Origin of the sequence: Falsiroseomonas sp., from assembly GCF_051859025.1 — a bacterium.
Lineage (GTDB): Bacteria > Pseudomonadota > Alphaproteobacteria > Acetobacterales > Acetobacteraceae > Falsiroseomonas.
The window spans coordinates 113,712-131,423 of record NZ_JBHYGL010000041.1; the positions used below are offsets into that span (position 1 = coordinate 113,712).

At 71.1% G+C, this 17,712-nt stretch carries 16 protein-coding genes; 10 read left to right on the forward strand and 6 right to left on the reverse strand.

The window, feature by feature from the left end:
* Positions 1-100 precede the first annotated feature (100 nt).
* From ACTIE5_RS28825 to ACTIE5_RS28835, 3 genes are read right to left on the reverse strand one after another with little or no spacing between them, the layout of a single operon-like run.
* Complete coding sequence (locus ACTIE5_RS28825) at positions 101-1,282, reverse strand: extracellular solute-binding protein (protein ID WP_439553191.1); 1,182 nt, start codon at positions 1,280-1,282, stop codon at positions 101-103.
* Positions 1,283-1,331: 49 nt separating this feature from the next.
* The gene (locus tag ACTIE5_RS28830) at positions 1,332-2,102 is read right to left on the reverse strand and encodes a maleate cis-trans isomerase family protein (RefSeq protein ID WP_439553192.1); all 771 of its coding nucleotides are present in this window, start codon (positions 2,100-2,102) and stop codon (positions 1,332-1,334) included.
* On the reverse strand, positions 2,099-3,727 hold the full coding sequence (locus ACTIE5_RS28835; RefSeq protein ID WP_439553193.1) for an FAD-dependent monooxygenase: 1,629 nt from the start codon (positions 3,725-3,727) through the stop codon (positions 2,099-2,101). The genes ACTIE5_RS28830 and ACTIE5_RS28835 overlap by 4 nt, the downstream gene beginning before the upstream one ends.
* A gap of 69 nt (positions 3,728-3,796) precedes the next feature.
* Here ACTIE5_RS28835 and ACTIE5_RS28840 point away from each other — a divergent pair, with 69 nt between their 5' ends.
* The 4 genes from ACTIE5_RS28840 to ACTIE5_RS28855 all read left to right on the forward strand — a co-directional run bounded on the left by ACTIE5_RS28840 (position 3,797) and on the right by ACTIE5_RS28855 (position 8,310).
* Positions 3,797-4,759 (forward strand): Bug family tripartite tricarboxylate transporter substrate binding protein, encoded by a 963-nt coding sequence (locus ACTIE5_RS28840; RefSeq protein ID WP_439553194.1) that lies wholly within the window; start codon positions 3,797-3,799, stop codon positions 4,757-4,759.
* Positions 4,760-4,985: 226 nt separating this feature from the next.
* The gene (gene dcd / locus ACTIE5_RS28845; protein ID WP_439553195.1) at positions 4,986-5,540 is read left to right on the forward strand and encodes a dCTP deaminase; all 555 of its coding nucleotides are present in this window, start codon (positions 4,986-4,988) and stop codon (positions 5,538-5,540) included.
* Positions 5,541-5,809: 269 nt separating this feature from the next.
* Positions 5,810-7,063, forward strand: coding sequence for a UDP-N-acetylglucosamine 1-carboxyvinyltransferase (gene murA / locus ACTIE5_RS28850; RefSeq protein WP_439553196.1), 1,254 nt, complete (start codon positions 5,810-5,812; stop codon positions 7,061-7,063).
* A complete protein-coding gene (locus ACTIE5_RS28855) occupies positions 7,060-8,310 on the forward strand; it encodes an acyltransferase family protein (RefSeq protein ID WP_439553197.1) in 1,251 nt (416 codons plus the stop codon). The genes murA and ACTIE5_RS28855 overlap by 4 nt, the downstream gene beginning before the upstream one ends.
* A 6-nt stretch (positions 8,311-8,316) precedes the next feature.
* Here the strand turns inward: ACTIE5_RS28855 and ACTIE5_RS28860 are convergent, their stop codons facing one another.
* The gene (locus ACTIE5_RS28860) at positions 8,317-9,096 is read right to left on the reverse strand and encodes a short-chain dehydrogenase/reductase (protein ID WP_439553198.1); all 780 of its coding nucleotides are present in this window, start codon (positions 9,094-9,096) and stop codon (positions 8,317-8,319) included.
* A 2-nt stretch (positions 9,097-9,098) separates the two neighbouring features.
* A complete protein-coding gene (locus ACTIE5_RS28865; RefSeq protein WP_439553199.1) occupies positions 9,099-10,640 on the reverse strand; it encodes an acetolactate synthase large subunit in 1,542 nt (513 codons plus the stop codon).
* Positions 10,641-10,841: 201 nt separating this feature from the next.
* On the opposite strand from ACTIE5_RS28865, the gene ACTIE5_RS28870 reads away from it, so the two are divergent.
* Both ACTIE5_RS28870 and ACTIE5_RS28875 read left to right on the forward strand, forming a co-directional pair.
* The gene (locus tag ACTIE5_RS28870; RefSeq protein WP_439553200.1) at positions 10,842-13,118 is read left to right on the forward strand and encodes a fused MFS/spermidine synthase; all 2,277 of its coding nucleotides are present in this window, start codon (positions 10,842-10,844) and stop codon (positions 13,116-13,118) included.
* Positions 13,119-13,161: 43 nt separating this feature from the next.
* Positions 13,162-13,617 carry a hypothetical protein gene (locus ACTIE5_RS28875; RefSeq protein WP_439553201.1) on the forward strand — a complete coding sequence of 152 codons (456 nt, stop codon included), beginning with the start codon at positions 13,162-13,164 and terminating at the stop codon, positions 13,615-13,617.
* A gap of 11 nt (positions 13,618-13,628) precedes the next feature.
* Here ACTIE5_RS28875 and ACTIE5_RS28880 read toward each other — a convergent pair whose 3' ends face one another.
* Positions 13,629-14,783, reverse strand: a complete 1,155-nt coding sequence (locus ACTIE5_RS28880) for a helix-turn-helix transcriptional regulator (RefSeq protein WP_439553202.1) — start codon at positions 14,781-14,783, stop codon at positions 13,629-13,631.
* A gap of 153 nt (positions 14,784-14,936) precedes the next feature.
* Here ACTIE5_RS28880 and fdhD point away from each other — a divergent pair, with 153 nt between their 5' ends.
* Genes fdhD through ACTIE5_RS28900 form a run of 4 tightly spaced genes read left to right on the forward strand, consistent with a single transcriptional unit; the run spans position 14,937 to position 17,707 of the window.
* The gene (gene fdhD, locus ACTIE5_RS28885) at positions 14,937-15,833 is read left to right on the forward strand and encodes a formate dehydrogenase accessory sulfurtransferase FdhD (RefSeq protein ID WP_439553203.1); all 897 of its coding nucleotides are present in this window, start codon (positions 14,937-14,939) and stop codon (positions 15,831-15,833) included.
* Positions 15,823-16,473 (forward strand): molybdenum cofactor guanylyltransferase MobA, encoded by a 651-nt coding sequence (gene mobA / locus ACTIE5_RS28890; RefSeq protein WP_439553204.1) that lies wholly within the window; start codon positions 15,823-15,825, stop codon positions 16,471-16,473. Before fdhD ends, mobA begins: the two co-directional genes overlap by 11 nt.
* A gap of 30 nt (positions 16,474-16,503) precedes the next feature.
* A complete protein-coding gene (locus ACTIE5_RS28895) occupies positions 16,504-16,629 on the forward strand; it encodes a hypothetical protein (protein ID WP_439553205.1) in 126 nt (41 codons plus the stop codon).
* A 22-nt stretch (positions 16,630-16,651) separates the two neighbouring features.
* Positions 16,652-17,707 (forward strand): hypothetical protein, encoded by a 1,056-nt coding sequence (locus ACTIE5_RS28900; RefSeq protein WP_439553206.1) that lies wholly within the window; start codon positions 16,652-16,654, stop codon positions 17,705-17,707.
* Positions 17,708-17,712: the final 5 nt, after the last annotated feature.

Below are 17,712 nucleotides of genomic sequence, written 5' to 3' on the forward strand. Positions count from 1 at the left end.
AGGTGTAGGGCATGGCGGGGCCGCGGTGGTCGCTCATCGTCTTCTCTCCTGTTGCCGGTGACAGGGAAAACGCGGCGCCACGCACGGCGGTTCGGGAGCGTTACGCCAGCAGCGGGCGCAGGCGGAAGGCGATGCGCTCCGCCGTTTCGGACGGCGTTCGCGGCCGGACCAGCATCGCCTCCACCTCCGCGCGGATGATCCCATCCGCCCGCGCGGCCTGCGCGAAGGGGGGCAGCGCCGGGCGGGCCACGCGCAACGCCGCGGCTTCAGCCGCCGCCCAGGGCGTGGCGGCGACGTAGCGCGGGTCCGACAACGCGGAGAGCCGCGCCGGGCCGATGCCGTTCAGCCCTGCGCGCACCGCTTCCTCCGCCCCGCCAAGCCGGCGCAGCGCGCGCATCGCGGCATCCGGGTTCGGCGCGTTGCGCGGCACGACCAGCGCCCGCAGCGCCACCGTCACCGGCGCCGCGCCGCCCTCCGCCCCGGGGATGAGGGAGGCCTCGATCCGCCCCGCATCCCGGCTGGCGCCCGGGCGGTTCAGCCATTCATGCCGGGCGAAGGGCGCCATCGCCCAGGCGCCGCGGCCCGCCTGCATTTCCCGCAGCGCGTCGGCTGGCATGAAGCGCGGCAGGGTGCGGGGCAGCACGCCCTCCGCGAACAGGGCGGCCAGGGCTTCCAGCGCGCGGATCATGCCGGGCTCCGTCACCCGCAGCGCCAGGCCAGGGCCGATCACATCGCCATCCCAGAGCCGCGCCAGGTCGAAGGCGAGTTCCGGCCCATCCGCCACCAGCCCGGCAATCACCTGGCCATCCGCGCGCCGGCCCAGGGCGGCGCGGCAGGCGGCCAGCAGCGCCGCGGCCGTCGCGGGGGGTGGTGCGTCTCCCGTGAGGGCGGTGTTGCGGAACAGCGCCTGCGTCACCTGCGCGAAGGGCAGGCCATGCAGCCGTCCCTCCAGCGTGAAGGCGCGGCGCAGCGCGGCGGGGATATCCGCCGCCGCTTCCTCCACCGGCAGGAACAGAGCGGCGGCGCGCGGCGTCACCAGATGATGCGGCAGCAGCGCCAGATCGTAGCTGCCCACGGCCAGGCCGGCATCGCGCAGCGCGCGGTCATAGGGCGTATCGGAGATCGTCCAGGCGATGCCCGGCCCGGCGACATCGCCGCCCCGCCCGCCGGCCAGCTGCGCGCGAGTCGCGGCATCCGCCAGCATCACCACGCGATCCGCCTGCGCCCGCACCGGCCGCGCCAGCAGGGCGGGCAGCGCGAGCAGAAGGGCACGGCGCTTCACCCTCCCCTGCCTCCCGGGTGCTTCACGCACCCATGCGCTCCCGGGTGCTTCACGCACCCATGCGCTCCCGGTACCGCTTGCCCCAATCCTCGCCGCGCACCCAGTCCAGCAGGCTGGCGGCATCCGCGGGCTGCTTCGTCATCGCACGCACGCAGCGCCAGGCCAGGGCATGCATGCAGGAGGTGACGGGCGCATCCCCCACGAAGGGTTTCCCCAATATGGCGCCGAGCGTCGGCATGCCCGTGCCGAGCATCGCCACGGCCTGCGCCCGCCCCGCCGGCAGCGCGGCCAGCGCGGCGGCGGCGCCAGCGGCGTTCATGGCGTAGATCGGGTGGAAGGCGCCGTCCTCCATGGCGCCGCGGGACACATCCACCACATCGAAGCCCCGCGCGCGCCAATAGCCCGTCGCGGCATCGGTCAGGTCGTCGGGATAGGGCGACACCAGTCCGATCCGCTCCGCGCCGATGGCGTGGAAGGCATCGCGCACCGCGGTGGCGGCGGTGATGACGGGAATGCCGAGGCGATCCTCCATCCGCGCCACCAGCGCATCCTCCTCCTCGACGCCCGCGTAGTAGCTGGCGCCGGTGCAGGCGAAGGCGATGGCGTCGATGGGGGCATTGGCGAATTGCGCGGCCGCGCCCGGCAGGTCCCGCAGATAGTCCAGCAGGCGGGCGATGATGGTGTCCTTCGGGCTCGTCAGGCGCGCGTTCAGCATGGCGATGCCGGCGGGCCAGAGCATGGCGAATTCCGGCTCCACCGTCGTGTTCGCCTGGGGCGTCAGCACGCCCACCAGGCCGCGCGGCGCGTATTCGACGGTCATGCCGGTTCTCCTCCCCTGATGCGGGTCGCGATGGCCTCGGCCTCGGCCGGGTCATCAGCGCCGCGCCATGCCACATGCCCGTCCGGGCGCAGCAGCACCAGGGGGCGCTGCATCAGTTCCACCGCGACGGGATCGGCGACATCGCGCAGCACCAGCGGGACGCCCTGCGCGCGGATCGCCGCCAGCAGCCCGGGCGCCGCGGCGCCTGGTGCCGCCAGCAGGGTGAAGGCGCTTCTGTCCACGAGGTCCAGCGTGCTCGAACCATCCGCCAGCCAGCCATGCGGGAAGCGGCTGCCGGGCCAGGTGGAGGGCACCACCTGCCCCTGGTCATCCGGCGGTTCCGCCGTGCCATCCGGCACCACCACGGGGCTGTCGGCGTAGCGGTAGCCCAGATGCGTGCCCGCGCTGTTGAACTGCTTTGCCATCCAGAGGATGCGCTTCCGCAGCGCATCCCGCGATGCCGCCGACACATCGATATCCGGCGCGACCTCCCCCATCACCATGTCGATGCGGTCGGAGTTGTTGGCGCTGATGACGCTGTTGCGCCAGGCCACCGGCTTGCGCTCCGCCTCATAGCTGTCGAGCAGCGCGGCGCCGCCCCAGCCCTGCTCCACCGCGGCGAGTTTCCAGGCCAAATCCACCGCATCCCCGATGCCGGTATTCATGCCGACGCCGCCGGTTGGCACGAAGAGATGCGCGGCATCGCCCGCCAGGAACACGCGCCCATCCCGCCAGCGATGCGCGACGGATTGATGGTGGTGCCAATGCGTCGTCGCCAGCAGGTCGAACGCGAACGCCTTGCCCATCGCGCGGTGCAGCACCGTGGCGGGATCATCCTGCGCCGCGTCGCGCGCCGGGTCGGCCCAATAGTGCTGGTAGTTCCAGGTCGAATGCCCGTCGATGGCGGTGAAGACGCCGAAGGCATCGGGCGCCAGGCAGAAATAGAGGTTCGCCAGCCCCTTCCCATGCGCCCCGAGAAAATCCGGGGAGCGGAAGAGGTAGCTGACATTGCTCCTCATCCGCCCGCGCCCGCCCATGCGGATGCCGAGCCTGCGTCGCACCGCGCTGGCACCGCCATCGCAGGCGACCATCCAGCGCGCCGCCAGGCTTTCGCGCTGGCCGGTGCCGGCATGTTCGATGTGGCTGACCACGCCGCCTTCGACCTGCGCGAAATCGATCTGCTTCCACCCATGGCGCAATTCCAGCAAAGGCTGGCGCCGCGCCTCCGCCAGCAGCACCGGCTCCAGCGCCTGCTGCCCGATCTGCGTCTTGCCCCAGGGGGACCAGGCGAGTTCCCGGAACCGCGCCACCGCCTCCGGCGCCCGCCGCCGCACGGCCTCCAGCCCCGGGGATCGGAAGCGGTGGAGTTCATGCCCCGCCAGGCGATCGCAGAAGAGGATGAAGTAGTCCTCCTCCTGCCGCATGGCCGCATCGGCCACCTTGAGGTCGAGGCGATCCCAGGCGCGGAAATGCTCCATGGACCGCGCGCCGAGCAGCGTGGCCTTGGGGTGCGGGGCCGGCCCCTCCCGCTCCTCCACCAACACGGCGCGCACGCCCGCGCGGGCCAGGGCGATGCCGAGGCAGAGGCCGACCGGCCCGCCCCCCACGATCAAGACCGGCGTCATCCCGCCCCTCCGCGCTTCGCCCGCTATGCTATAGGCTCCCAGCCAGAATCGGGAACGGGACCCCCCCTCATGCGCCGTCGCGACCTGTTCGCCCTGCTGCCCTTGGCACCGCTCGCCCTGCCGGGCCTGGCCCAGGCGCAGGGGGGCTACCCCAGCCGCCCGGTACGCGTGGTGGTTCCCTTCCCGCCTGGTGGCACCACCGACTTCATCGCCCGCCTGGTCAGCCAGCGCCTGGCCAGCGTGCTCGGCCAGCCCTTCGTGATCGAGAATCGCGCCGGCGCGGGCGGCACCGTGGGGTCCGACTTCGTCGCGAAAAGCGCGCCGGACGGCCACACCCTCGTCGTCTCCAACATCGCGAGCTTCGGCGTGGGGCCTAGCGTCTATCGATCGATGCCCTACAACTCCGTCACCGACTTCGCCCATATCGCGGTGATGGCGGAAATCCCCTCCGTCCTCGCCGTCAGCGCCACCAGCCCCATCAGGACCTTCGCCGATTTCGTGACGGCGGCGAAGGCAAGGCCGGGGATGACGATCGGGTCGCCGGGCAATGGCACCTCATCCCACGCCAAGCAGGCCGTCCTGCAACGCTCCGCGGGGATCGAGACGACCCACGTCCCCTACCGCGGCAGCGGGCCCATGATGAACGACCTGATGTCGAACGCGGTGGACGGCATGATCACCACCCTCGTCGAGGCCGGGCGCAACGAACGCTTCCGCCTGCTGGCCGTGACCGCCGATGCCCGCGTGGAAGGCTGGCCTGATCTGCCGACCTTCAAGGAACTGGGCCACCCCGACCTGGTGGCCTCCACTTGGTTCGGCCTCTCCGCCCCCGCCGGCACGCCGGAGGCGATCGTCACGCGCCTCAATGCCGAGGTGCTGACCGGCCTGGCCACGCCCGAGATCGCGCCCCGCCTGGTGGAAACCGGCGCCACGCCGCGCCGCATGTCCGCCCCGGAATACACCGCCTTCGTCGCCGCCGAAGTCACGCGCTGGGCCGCGGTGGTCCGCGCCGCCAACATCCGCGCGGATTGATGGCCGGGAAACCGCCACCCCCCGGCAGCAAGGCCGAACGGGAAGCCCGGCTGGCCGCGGCGCTGCGGGAGAACCTGCGCAAGCGGAAGGCCCAGGCCCGTGCCCGGGCCGAGGACCAGCCGTCCCCGCCGCCAGCCGCGCCGCCCGCGGACTCGCCAAAGGGCTAGCCCCCCCGGCCCGCCTGGGGTAACCCACGGCCCCGACGACCGAGAGGCCCACCACCCCCATGTCCATCATGCCCGACACCTGGATCCGCCAGATGGCCCAGGACAAGGCCATGATCGAACCCTTCGTCGAAAGCCAGCGACGGGAAGGGGTGATCAGCTACGGCCTGTCCTCCTTCGGCTATGACGCGCGGCTGGCCGACGAATTCAAGATTTTTACCAATGTGGACAACGCGATCGTCGATCCCAAGGTCTTCTCGGACCAGGGCTTCGTCACGCGGCGCGGGGATACCTGCATCATCCCGCCCAACAGCTTCGTGCTGTGCCACACCATCGAATACTTCCGCATCCCGCGCGACGTGCTGGTCATCTGCCTCGGCAAATCCACCTATGCGCGCTGCGGCCTGATCGTGAACGTCACCCCCCTGGAACCCGAATGGGAAGGCCAGGTCACGATCGAAATCAGCAACACCACCCCCCTGCCCGCCCGCATCTACGCGAACGAAGGCATCTGCCAGTTCCTGTTCCTGAAAGGCGCCAGCGCCCCCGAAACCAGCTACGCCGACCGCAAGGGCAAATACATGCGCCAACGCGGCGTGTCGCTGCCACGGCTCTGAGGCGTGGCGCGGGTTCTTGCCAGGGGGCTTTGCCCCCCGGCACCCCCCACCAGGGTCGGACGCATGTGTCCGACGGGGGCTCCTGGACCACAATCTGATGGGATCAGGGGAGAGGGGCCAGAGCGCGCGCGACACAGTGGTCCCGCCGGCCCCTCTCCCCTGATCCCATGAAAGGGGTTCCGAGGGGCCGCTGCCCCTCGGTGGGGAGCGCGAGGGGCAGCGCCCCTCGCAGGAACCGCGCCACACTCTAGAGTCGGAGGCCACGCGCCATGGACCGTATTCGCATTCGCGGGGGCAGGCCGCTCAACGGGTCCATTCCGATCGGGGGGGCCAAGAATGCCACGCTGCCCTTGATGGCGGCGGGGCTGCTCAGCGATGGGCCGCTGGTGCTGGAGAATGCGCCTGATCTCGCGGATATCGCGACCATGCGGAATCTGTTGTCCCAGCATGGGCTGACGGTGGTGCATGACCGCGCGGCGCGGACGCTGACCATGTCCGGGGCGGCAAATAATCTGGAGGCGCCCTACGACCTGGTGCGCAAGATGCGCGCCTCCGTCCTGGTGATGGGCCCGCTGGTGGCGCGGTTCGGGGAGGCCCGGGTGAGCCTGCCGGGCGGCTGCGCCATCGGCACGCGGCCCGTGGACCTCCACATCAAGGGGCTGGAGCAGATGGGCGCCGTCTTCGACCTCGAAGGCGGGTACATGCATGCGAAGGCGCCGCAGGGGTTGAAGGGCGCGCGGATCATCTTCCCGCAGGTCAGTGTCGGGGCGACCGAGAATTTGCTGATGGCCGCCTGCCTGGCGGATGGCGTCACGGAGCTGGTGAATGCGGCGCGGGAGCCGGAGATCGGCGACCTCGCCATGTGCCTGATGCGCATGGGTGCGCGGATCGAGGGCATCGGCACCGACCGCCTGGTGATCGAGGGCGGCAAGACCCTGGGTGCCGCGACGCATCCCATCATCCCCGACCGGATCGAGGCCGGCACCTATGCCTGCGCCGCCGCCATCACGGGGGGTTCCGTGTTCCTGGAAGGCGCCCGGATGGTCGACCTCGGCGCCGTGGTCCGCGTGATGCGGGAGGCCGGCGTGGATGTGGCGGAGGAGAATGGCGGGCTGCGCGTCACGCGCCTCAACGGGTTGCGCGGCGCCGATGTGATGACGGAGCCCTTCCCCGGCTTCGCCACCGACATGCAGGCGCAGTTCATGGCGCTGATGTGCGTCGCCGAGGGGGCGTCGATGATCACGGAGACGATCTTCGAGAACCGCTTCATGCATGTGCCGGAGCTGACGCGCATGGGTGCGCGCATCAAGTATCACGGCCAGAGCGCCATCGTCCGCGGCGTGCCGAAGCTGAGTGGCGCGCCGGTGATGGCGACGGATTTGCGCGCCTCCGTCAGCCTGGTGCTGGCCGGCCTGGCGGCGCAGGGGGAGACGATCGTGAACCGGGTCTATCACCTCGACCGCGGGTATGAATCCATCGAGCGGAAGCTGGGCGCCGTTGGGGCGGAGATCGAGCGGGTGTGAGGGCGGCCGGCCCTGGGGATCGGCAGCGGGAAGGGCGAGGCATTGGGGCGGATGGCGGGGCGGGCACGCGCCATGGCGGGCTGAATGGCCTGCGCGGCGTGCTCTGCATCCAGATCATGATCGTTCATTTCATCATGGCCTATGTGCCGGATGCGCTGACGCCGTTCAGCCCGGCCCTGTTCCCGCCGACGGCGGACCCGCATTGGCTGGCGCCCTGGCTGCGCCTGCCGGGGGCGTCGCTGCTGACCGGCGGCAATTTCGCGGTGATGACCTTCTTCGCGCTGTCCGGCTACGTCTTCACGCTGAACTACTATGCCGGGAAGCCGGATCGCCTGCGCGTCACGCTCTGGGGCCGCTACATCCGGCTGACGGTCGCCATGGCGCCCATCGTGCTGCTGTCCTGGCTGCTGTCCCGGGGCGGGTTCTACGCGACGCAGGATGTGGCGGCGGCGACGGGCTCCATCGCCTTCGGCGCGCAGATGCCCGCGGCGGAGATGACGCTGGCGAATGCGCTGCGCGACATGGCGTGGCACGTGTTGATGACGGGCGAATCACACTTCAACACCGCGCTCTGGACCGTGCGCTACGAATTCCTCGGCGCGCTGATGATCCTGCTGCTGTTCCTGGCCATGCCGCATGGCGTGCGGGTGGTGCCGGTGCTGTGCTTCGCGGTGCTGGCCGCGCTGGTCTTCGGGCCCTTCGCGATCTTCGTGCTGGTGATGCTCGGGGGCGCGCTGGTGAATGCGGTGCGCATCCCGGCGCGGGCGGTGCCCGCCCTCGCATTCTTCGGGCTGTTCATGGGGTCCTACCTGCCAGGCCATGCGCCCTATTCCTGGCTGCCCGCGCCCTTCACCGCGCCGGACCAGGTCTTCTTCAACGTGCCGCTCTACAACATGGTGGGCGCGGTCTGCCTGGTGGCGGCGGTGGCGCGGGGTTTCGGCGGTCGCTTCCTGTCGGCGCGGCCTCTGCAATGGCTCGGCGACCTGTCCTACAGCGCCTATCTGCTGCACCTGCTGGTGCTGTGCTCGGTCTCCGCCTGGCTGTTCCTGGCACTGCCGAGGGGCGACCTTGCGCTGCTGCTCAACCTGGTCGTCTACATCGCTGTCGTGCTGGCGCTGGCGGCGCCCTATTCCGCCATCGTCGATGCCGCCGGAATCAATTGGGCGCGCCGCTTCGGCACCTGGGTGACTCGCCCGCCCGGGGAGGTCCCCCGCCGCAGGGCGGGGGTGGTGCATCCGGCGGAGTAGGAACGCCTACCCCCGGAACATGCCCCCGCCATCCACATCGACGACGGTCCCGTTCACATAGGCGCCGCGAGGCCCGGACAGGAACACGGTCAGATCCGCGATCTCGACCGCCTCGATCGGGCGGGCGAAAGGCAGGCCGGTCAGCGTTTCCGCCCAGCGTTCCTCGTCACCGAATTTGAGCTTGGCGTTGACGCGCGCCTGCGTCTCCATCCGGTCCGTCCGCGTCGCGGCCGGGCTGATGCCGAAGACCCGCACGCCCATCGCCTGCGTGGCACCGCCGAGCGCGGAGGTGAAGGCGATCAGCGCCGCATTGCCCGTGCCGCCGCAGATATAGCCCATGCGCGGCGCACGGCCGGCCATGCCGATGATGTTGCAGATGACGCCCGCGCGCCGCTCCTCCATCCCCGGCAGGTACAGCTGGCACATGTGGATGTAGCCCATGACCTTGAGGTCCCAGGCCTGCTGCCAGCGCGCGATCGGGATGTCCTGCAGGCGCCCCGACGGGATGGCGCCGGCATTGTTCACCAGGATGTCGATGCCGGGCTGCGCGGCGTGCACACGCTCCCGCTCCTCGGGCTTCGAGAGATCGGCGGCCAGGGTCTCCACCCGGACCTGCGCGGCGCTGCGCACCTTGTCGGCGGCGGCGGACAGGGAAGCGGGGTCGCGCCCCACCAGCACCACATCCGCACCCTCCCGCGCGAAGCCTTCCGCGCAGGCAAGCCCGATTCCCTTCGACCCGCCGGTGATCAGCACCCGCTTGCCGGCAACGCCCATATCCATAGCCATGCTCAGACTTCCATCTCGATCAGGAACGGCGTCTCGGAAGCGAAGCTCTGCTGCATGAGGTCCGCGACCCCCTCCAGCGTCCCCGTCCGCGCCGCTTCCACACCCATGCCGTTCGCCAGCTTCACCCAATCCAGGTTGGGATTGCCGAGGTCCATCATGTCCAGCGCCGTGCGGCCGGGATTGGCGCCGACGCCCTGATATTCGCCCAGCAGGATCTGGTACTTGCGGTTGGAGATGACGATCGTCGTGATCGGCAGCCTCTCCCGCGCCTGGGTCCACAGCCCCTGCAGCGTGTACATGCCCGACCCGTCGGCCTGCAGGTTGATCACCCGCCGCCCGGGGGCGCCGATGGAAGCACCAGTGGCCAGGGGAATACCGCAGCCGATGGCGCCGCCGGTGATGTGCACCCAGTCATGCGCCGGCGCATTGTGGGTGAATTTGTAGAAGCCGCGGCCGAAGGACACGCTTTCATCGGCGATGACGGTGTTCTCCGGCATCAGCGCCGCCAGCGTCTGCGCCAGGCCCTCCGGCGTCGGCTTGCCGCGCACGGGGTCGGGGCGGGGCCCGGGGTCCGGGATGGCGGCGGGGCCAGCGCCGAGTTCATCGGCCAGGGCGGTCAGCGCCTGGATCGGGTCGGCCTCGTAGCGCGTCAGCAGGACGATGTCCGCGTCCTCCCGGTGGTGGCGGGACGGCTTGTTGGGATAGGCGAAGAAGCCGACTGGGGCCTTGCTGTTCACCAGGATGATGGTGGTGAAGGGCTTCAGCGCCTCGATCGCCAGGTCGGCGGGATAGGGCACGCGTTCCAGCTGCATCCGGCCGCGGCCGCGCGCCACCTTGGCGTTCGACATCTCCGCCAGGATCGCGGCCCCCGTCGCCTGGCCGATCCGCCAGGCCAGCGCCTGCGCTTCCTCGGTCAGGGCCAGGCCGCCCAGCAGGATCAACACGTTGGACCGTTCGCGCAGCACGCGCGCCGCGTTGCGCACGGCATGCGGGTCCGCCTGCGGCCGCGCCGGCACGGGCAGCGCCGCGGCCGGGCCGCCCGGCGCCTCGTCCCAGCAGGTATCGGAGGGCAGGATCAGCGTCGCGATCTGGCCCGGGGAGGTCATGGCCGCCTGCACGGCGGTGGCGGCATCGCGCCCCACCTCATCCGCCCGCGCCACGGTGCGCGTCCAGCCGGAGACGGCGCGCGCGAAACCCTCGGTATCCGCGGTCAGCTGCGCATCCAGCGGGCGGTGGTAGGTCGCCTGGTCGCCGACGCAGTTCACCATGGCGGACCGCGCCCGGCGGGCATTGTGCAGATTGGCGAGCCCGTTCGCGAGGCCCGGGCCGCAATGCAGCAGGGTCGCCGCCGGCTTGCCCGTCATGCGGAAATAGCCATCCGCCATGCCGGTGACGACATTCTCCTGCAGGCCGAGCACGCAGCGCATGCCGGGGATGCGGTCCAGCGCCGCGACGAAATGCATCTCGCTGGTGCCGGGGTTGGCGAAGCAGGTATCGACCCCCGCCCCCAGCAATGTGTGCACCAGGCTTTCCGCTCCGTTCACCCTCGGGCTCCCCCATTCAATGGCCGGGGAGGGTGCGCGGGCCGGGCGAAGGCCGCAAGGGGACCCCCTGCCTCATGCACCCCGCGCGGCGCAGGGGTGACAGCGCCGCAATACTGACGCAGTTTCCGCCGAATGATCCGGGACCCGCACCAGGGGGGCTGGCGGGCTGGATCATCTGTTCTGGGGGCGCCGATGCCACGCTTGGCCATCGCATTCTTCTGCTCGGGCTTCGGCGCACTGCTCTGCCAGATCGTCTGGCAGCGCATGCTCGGCATCTTCGCGGGGTCGGACACCGTCTCCGCCGCGCTGGTCGTCGGCGCCTTCCTGGCCGGGCTCGGGCTCGGGTCCATCATTGGCGCGAAGATCGCGGACCGGCTGTCCCCCCGGAACGCCATGATCGGCTTCGCCCTGGCGGAGGGCGGCGTCGCCCTCTTCGCCCTGGTGTCGAAGTTCTTCCTCTATGATTTCCTGGCCATGGATTTGGCCGGGGTGGTCGATTCCCCCATCGCCATCTTCGCGCTGTGCTTCGCCGGCCTGGTGCTGCCCACCACGCTGATGGGCGCCTCCCTCCCCCTGCTGGCGCGCGCCATCGCCACCAACCTGGACACGGTGGCGGAGCGGATCAGCAGCCTCTACGGCCTCAACACGCTCGGCGCCGGGCTCGGCGCGCTGCTGGGCGGCTGGGTGATCGTCGGCAATCTCGGCTTCGTCGGCGCCCTGGTGATGGCCGCGGGCCTCGATGTGATCGCCGTCATCCTGGCGCTGACGCTGCTGCCGACGCTGAGCCGCGAGACACCGCCACCCCCTGCCCGTGCCGCCGCCGCCGCCGCTGCCTCCAGCGCGGAGCCCTTCGGCAGCCTGAAGCTCTGGTGCCTGCTGGTCTTCCTGTCGGGCTACGTGATCGTGGCGCTGGAGATCGTGTGGGTGCGGCTGCTGGGCCAGGTCGGCCAGTACCATGCCTACCTGTTCCCGACCGTGCTCGGCATCTTCCTGCTGGCGGACGGGCTTGGCATGGCGGTGGCAGCGCGGATGGTGCGCCGCATGAAGGACCCGCGCCCGGCCTTCTTCATCACCCAGGCCGGCGGCTTCGCCCTGGCCGCCGTGCTGATCCTGGCGCTGTTCATCGCCCTGCCCTACTGGCCGATCAACCAGTTCCTCTCGGCCGATGTGCAGCGGCTGCGCGGCGGCGGGCTGGCGACCACCATCATCCTGACGCTGATCGTGGTGGGCCCCCCCTCCTTCCTCATCGGCATGACCTTCCCCTTCGTGCAGCGGGCGGTGCAGCAGGATCTGGCCTCGGTGGGCGCGCGGGTCGGCTGGGTGCAGCTGGCCAACATCCTGGGCAATGCCGCGGGGTCCATCGGCACGGGCATCGTCACCTTCCACCTGCTGGGCACGGCGGGCACGCTGAAGCTGCTGGCGGGGCTGTCGGTGCTGCTGCTGGCGGGGTGGCTGTGGAAGGAAGGGCGCGGCCGCAAGCCGGAAATGGCGCTGGCCGCCGCCTGCGCGCTGGCACTGGTGGCGCTGCCGGGCAATGCCGCGCTCTGGTCGCGCCTGCACGCCGAACAGCCCAACCACCTGGTGGCCTGGGCGGAGGACCGGTCCGGCGTCGCCTTCTTCCGCGACGACAACGCGGCCGGGCAGGACGGCCCGCACGGCCCCTTCTTCATCCAGGGCTTCTCCCAGGGCCGGATCCCCTTCCTGCCGATCCACCAGTTCCTGGGTGCGGTCGGGCCGCTGGTGCATCCGGACCCGAGGATGGTGCTGTGCATCGGCATCGGGTCGGGCGGCACGCCCTGGGCCGCCGGCGTTTCCGCCGCCACGCAGCAGGTGCGCGCCATCGAACTGGTGGGCCCGGTGCTGACGGCGCTGGAGCAGATCGGCGATCGCTACCCCCAGGGCCCGATCGCGGAGATGTTCCGCAACCCCCGCTGGCAGCTGGAATACGGCGATGGGCGCCGCGCCCTGTCCAAGGGCGAACAGCTGTATGACGTGATCCAGGCGGATGCGATCCTGCCGGAGGGATCCCATTCCGGCCTCCTCTACTCCGAGGAATTCCTCCAGCAGGTCCGCCGCCGCCTGGCGCCGGGCGGGATCTATGTGCAGTGGGCGCCGACGGAGCGGGTGGTGGAGACCTTCAGCACCGTCTTCCCGCATACGCTGCTGCTGATGCCGTCCTCCGTCATCATCGGGTCGGACCGGCCGATTCCCTTCGATGCACAGGCCCTGGCGCGCCGCTTCGCGGAGCCCGCGGTGCAGGCCCACCTGGCGCGCGGCAACACCGCCTTCAGCGACTACGCCACGCTGTTCAGCCGCCCGCCGCTGGCCTGGAACCCCTCCACGCCGCGGGTCGGGGCTTCGCTGACGGATGTCTTCCCGCGCGACGAATTCTACATGAACAACACCGTCACCGGCACGCAGGCGCTGGCGCGGCCGCAGGACCTGATGCTGCGGGCTTCCTCCGGTAGCCGGCCATGAGGGGGTGGCCTAGATTCGGCCATCCCCGGCACGGAGTCGCTGCGTGAAGAAGGTCCTGGTCTTCGGCTTCATCTGCGGGGCACTCGCGGTGATCGTCTTCCACCAGGGGACGGTCTGGGTGCTTCACCACCAATTCCCGCTGATCAAGGCGGTAACGGGTGCGGCGGACGCCTTCCGGCCGGCAAGCCAGGGCTTCAGCCTTCGGCCGGTGCCGCCACTCGGCGTGCCGCAGGTGCTGTCCATGGCCTTCTGGGGCGGGTTGTGGGGCATCCTGCTGGCGGCGCTGATCCGCTGGGTCCGCATCCCCGACCTGATGGGCGGCTTCGTCATCGGCCTGCTGGCGACGCTGGTCGCCTTCACCGTGGTCGCGCAGATGAAGGGCCTGCCGATGTGGGGCGGGGGCAATTCCATCACCATCTGGCGCGCCGTGCTGCTGAATGGCGCCTGGGGCTGGGGCACCGCCATGCTGCTGCGCCCCTTCGTCCTGCGCGGGGACTGATCCAGCCTGATCTAGCCGGTCAGGCGGGCCAGCAGGGCCGTCAGTTCCGCCTGGCGGCGGCAGCCAGTCTTGCGGCGGATGGCGGTCAACTGGCTGCGCGCCGTCGCCACCGCGATCCGCCTGGCCTGCGCGTGTTCCGCCACCGTCTTGCCTGCCGCCAGCGCCGCGGCCAGCGCCCCTTCCGCCGCCGTCAGCCCGAAGGCCTGGCGCAGCAGCGGGGCGCGCGGCCGGGGGCGCTGTTCGTCATCCGTCACCAGCACCATGACGCCGGTGAAGCCTTCCGGCATGCCCAGCGCCTCCAGCCCCCGCAGCGGCAGCACCTGCACCAGCCAGGGGGAGGCCCCGGACCGTCGCGGCAGGGTCAGGCCGGCGGCGTCGGGCATCATCTTCACCTTGCCGTCCAGCGCCAGGATCGCCGCCCCCACCCCGCGCGCCAGCGCCTGGCGCGCCTGCGGGTCGAAGGAACTCAGCCCGCCATCGGGCACGAAGGACAGGCCGTCATCCTCCGCCACCATCATCTCCATCGCGGGGTTGGTGACGATGATGCGGCGGTGGCGGTCCAGCAGCATCACGCCCTGGCGCAGCGCGGCGAACCCCGCCCGCAGCGCCCGCACCTGTTCCCACCCCGCCGCCGCCAGCCGCGCCTCCGCCACCAGGGCGCGGCGCATGGCTGCGTAGTAGGGGCGCAGCATCTCCTCCTCGATGCGGGAGAAGGCCTCCGCGCGGACGGAGCGGTGGAAGGCGACGCCGCCGACGATGCCGCCGGGCGCATGCACCAGCGCCGCCATGCAGTTGAAGGCGCCATCCCGGGGGGCCGCCCATTCGTTCCAGATGGGGGTCAGCCGGAACAGGTCGGGCGCCACCACCCGGGCCATGTTCAGCACGCCGTCCGGCGCCTGCGCGGCGGCCTGCGCCCAGGGGTCGTGGCGGATCCAGAAGCGGCCATATTCCGCCATCACCTCCGGCGCCGTGTTCGGGCTGCCCTCGGACCGGCTGTCCCGCGGCGTGCCATGGGCGAAGCGCATCAGGTGGACCGCATGGGTGCTGGTGCCCAGGCGGCGCGCCAGCGGCAGAAGCGCGCTGGCGATGCTGCGGCCGTCCAGCACGGCGGCATACAGGCTCAGCGCGAAGGCATCCGGATCAGGCAATTCGGGGCGGATGATCACAAGCCACGAATAGCATTATGCCGCATATCAGTTACAGACCTAAAAGCGCGCGGGAGTGGAACGAATGTTCCGGGATGCGCGCACAGGCTGCCGGAACCTGCCGCGGGACAGCCCCGCTTGCAGCCAGGCCGCCCCCACCCCACCCTGCATGGCATGACCGAACCCCTGCTTCGCGTGCAGCCCGACCCCACCGATCCCCGCCTGACACGCCGTGTCACGGGCATGGACCACCTCGGCCAGCCCATCGAGACCAGCGTCACCGTCGAACGCCCCCTGACGCTCTACCTCAACGGGCAGGAGATCGTGACGATGATGACGATCCTCGACCGGCCGGAGGACCTCGCCATCGGCTACCTGCTGAACCAGGGCATGCTGAAGCGGCAGGACCGGATCGCCGCCGTCGATTACGACGAGGATTTGCAGGTCGTCGTCGTCCGCACCGATGCGCGGACGAATTTCGAGGAGAAGCTGAAGAAGAAGACCCTCACCTCCGGCTGCGCCCAGGGCACCGCATTCGGCGACCTCATGGAGGATTTCTCCAGTGTCCAGCTTCCGATGTCAGCCGAACTGCGGACGTCCTGGCTCTACCGCCTGCTGCACCGGATCAACACGCTGCCGAGCCTGTACCTCGAAGCCGGCGCCATCCACGGCTGCGCGCTCGCCCGGCAGGACGAGCCCATCGTCTACATGGAGGATGTCGGCCGCCACAACGCGGTGGACAAGATCGCGGGCTGGATGTTCCGCAACGAGGAAGGCCCGGAGGACAAGATCTTCTACACCACTGGCCGCCTGACCTCGGAGATGGTCATCAAGACCGTCCGCATGGGCATCCCCATCCTGGTCTCCCGGTCCGGCTTCACCGCCTGGGGCGTGGAACTGGCGCGGGAGGCGAATCTGACCCTGATCGGCCGCTGCAAGGGCAAGCGCTTCGTGGCCCTGGCGGGCGAAAGCCGCATCGTCTTCGACGCCGACCCCGCCTATGTGCCGGAGGAAAGCGCCAAGCACTGGCGCAAGAACAGCCTGGAGCGGATGGCGACCGATGAGGGCTGACACGCTGGCCGTGATCCTCGCCGGCGGCCTGGCGCGGCGCATGGGCGGGGGCGACAAGCCGTTGCGCCTGGTCGCGGGCCGCCCGCTGCTGGACCATCTGCTGGACCGCCTGCGGCCGCAGGTGCCGGCCATGGTGCTGAACGCGAATGGAGACCCCGCCCGCTTCGCCGCCTACGGCCTGCCCGTGGTGGCGGACACGCTGCCGGACCATCCGGGCCCCCTGGCCGGCATCCTGGCCGCGCTGGACCATGCCGCCGCGGCGCATCCCGGCCTGCCCTGGGTGGTGTCGCTGACGGGCGACGCGCCCTTCATTCCCGAAGACCTCGTGGCCGGCCTGCACGCCGCCCGCGAGGCCGCCGGCACGCCGCTCTCCTGCGCCCGGTCCGACGGCCAGACCCACCCGCCCATCGGCCTCTGGCCCGTCTCCCTCCGCGGCGAATTGCGCGCCGCGCTGCTGGCCGGCGAACGCAAGATCGATCGCTGGACCGCCCGCCATGGCTGCGCCCATGCCGATTGGCCGGCCGAGCCCTTCGACCCCTTCTTCAACGCCAATGCGCCGGAAGACCTGGCGGAGGCCGAACGAATTGCCTCTCATTGGGCCGCCCACTTGCAAGCCGGCAATGTTGCACCGATAGAGTAGCTGTCTCGCGTATCTGGGGAGAACGCCCGCATGAAATCCGTCCTGACCGGTGCCCTCGCGGCCATCGTCATCGCCATCGGCGCCTATGTCGTGCTGGACCAGAACTTCCAGCGCACCGCCGACCAGCGCTTCACCACCGAGGGCGTGCGCCTCTGACACCAGGCTGAGGGAGGGGGCCATGACGCCACGCCGCATCCCGCTGCTGGATGCGCGGGCGGAACCCCATCCCGCCGCCGCCGCCGCCGCCGCGCGCAGCGCCGATGTCCAGGACATCCTGGCCATCGCCCGCCGCCGCCACACCGCCGCGGGGCTGCGCCTCGGCGATGCGCTGTCCCGCCGCTGGCTGGCGCGCAACGCCTCCCCCCTCGGCGCGGAGATCGCCGCCGTCGCCCGCCAGATCGGCCGGCCCGGCGCGCATCTGCTCAACCTCTCCTTCGAATGGGCCTGCACCTGCGGCGTCGAGGCGACGGCGGAGCCCGCGATGCTGCGCGTGCTGGACTGGCAGATGGACGGGCTGGGAGAGGCGCTTTGCGTCATCCGCCAGGCCGGGCCGGCCGGCGAATGGTGGCATGTCGGCTGGCCCGGCCTGGCCGGGGCGATCACCGCGATGGCCCCCGGGCGCTTCGCGGTCGCCATCAACCAGCCGCCCCTGCCGCTCAGTCGTATCGGCGCCGCGGCGCGGGCGCGCGGCTTCGGCCTGGCGGGGCTGGCGGCGGATTGGGTTGGCTCCCGCCCTGGCATCTGGCGCAGCCGCGCCTTGCCGCCGGCGCATCTGCTGCGGATCGTCTGCGACACCGCGCCCGATTTCGCCACGGCGCTCGCCATGCTGCGGGACACGCCCATCGCCGCCCCCGTCGCCTTCACCCTGGCCGGCACAAGCCCGGGCGAGGCCGCCTGCATCGAGCGCAGCCGGGATGGCGCCGCGCCGCGCCAGGCAGCGCAGATCGCGGTGGCGAATCACTGGGACGGGCTCGGCCTGCCCGGCGCGGCGCGCTGGATGGAAAGCGGCGCGCGCCAGGTGATGATGGCGGGGCTGGTGGAGACGACCCTGCCGCAGGATCTGGGGTGGCTCCGCCCGCCCGTGCTGAACCGGGGCACGCGGCTTGCCGCCGTGATGCGCCCGGCCTCCGGTCGCCTCACCGTGGCGGGCTTCGCCGGGGAGAGGCAGGTGACCGCCCTGCTTCACCTGACCGCCGGCGCCGGCGACCCGGAGCGGCACGACGAAGCCGCCTGAACGGC

Bases quoted from the DNA above. Each gene is read 5' to 3' on its own strand.
- ACTIE5_RS28830 (WP_439553192.1), bottom strand. From the start codon at position 2,102: ATGACCGTCGAATACGCGCCGCGCGGCCTGGTGGGCGTGCTGACGCCC.
- ACTIE5_RS28835 (WP_439553193.1), bottom strand. From the start codon at position 3,727: ATGACGCCGGTCTTGATCGTGGGGGGCGGGCCGGTCGGCCTCTGCCTC.
- ACTIE5_RS28840 (WP_439553194.1), top strand. From the start codon at position 3,797: ATGCGCCGTCGCGACCTGTTCGCCCTGCTGCCCTTGGCACCGCTCGCC.
- dcd (WP_439553195.1), top strand. From the start codon at position 4,986: ATGTCCATCATGCCCGACACCTGGATCCGCCAGATGGCCCAGGACAAG.
- murA (WP_439553196.1), top strand. From the start codon at position 5,810: ATGGACCGTATTCGCATTCGCGGGGGCAGGCCGCTCAACGGGTCCATT.
- ACTIE5_RS28860 (WP_439553198.1), bottom strand. From the start codon at position 9,096: ATGGCTATGGATATGGGCGTTGCCGGCAAGCGGGTGCTGATCACCGGC.
- fdhD (WP_439553203.1), top strand. From the start codon at position 14,937: ATGACCGAACCCCTGCTTCGCGTGCAGCCCGACCCCACCGATCCCCGC.
- mobA (WP_439553204.1), top strand. From the start codon at position 15,823: ATGAGGGCTGACACGCTGGCCGTGATCCTCGCCGGCGGCCTGGCGCGG.
- ACTIE5_RS28895 (WP_439553205.1), top strand. From the start codon at position 16,504: ATGAAATCCGTCCTGACCGGTGCCCTCGCGGCCATCGTCATCGCCATC.
- ACTIE5_RS28900 (WP_439553206.1), top strand. From the start codon at position 16,652: ATGACGCCACGCCGCATCCCGCTGCTGGATGCGCGGGCGGAACCCCAT.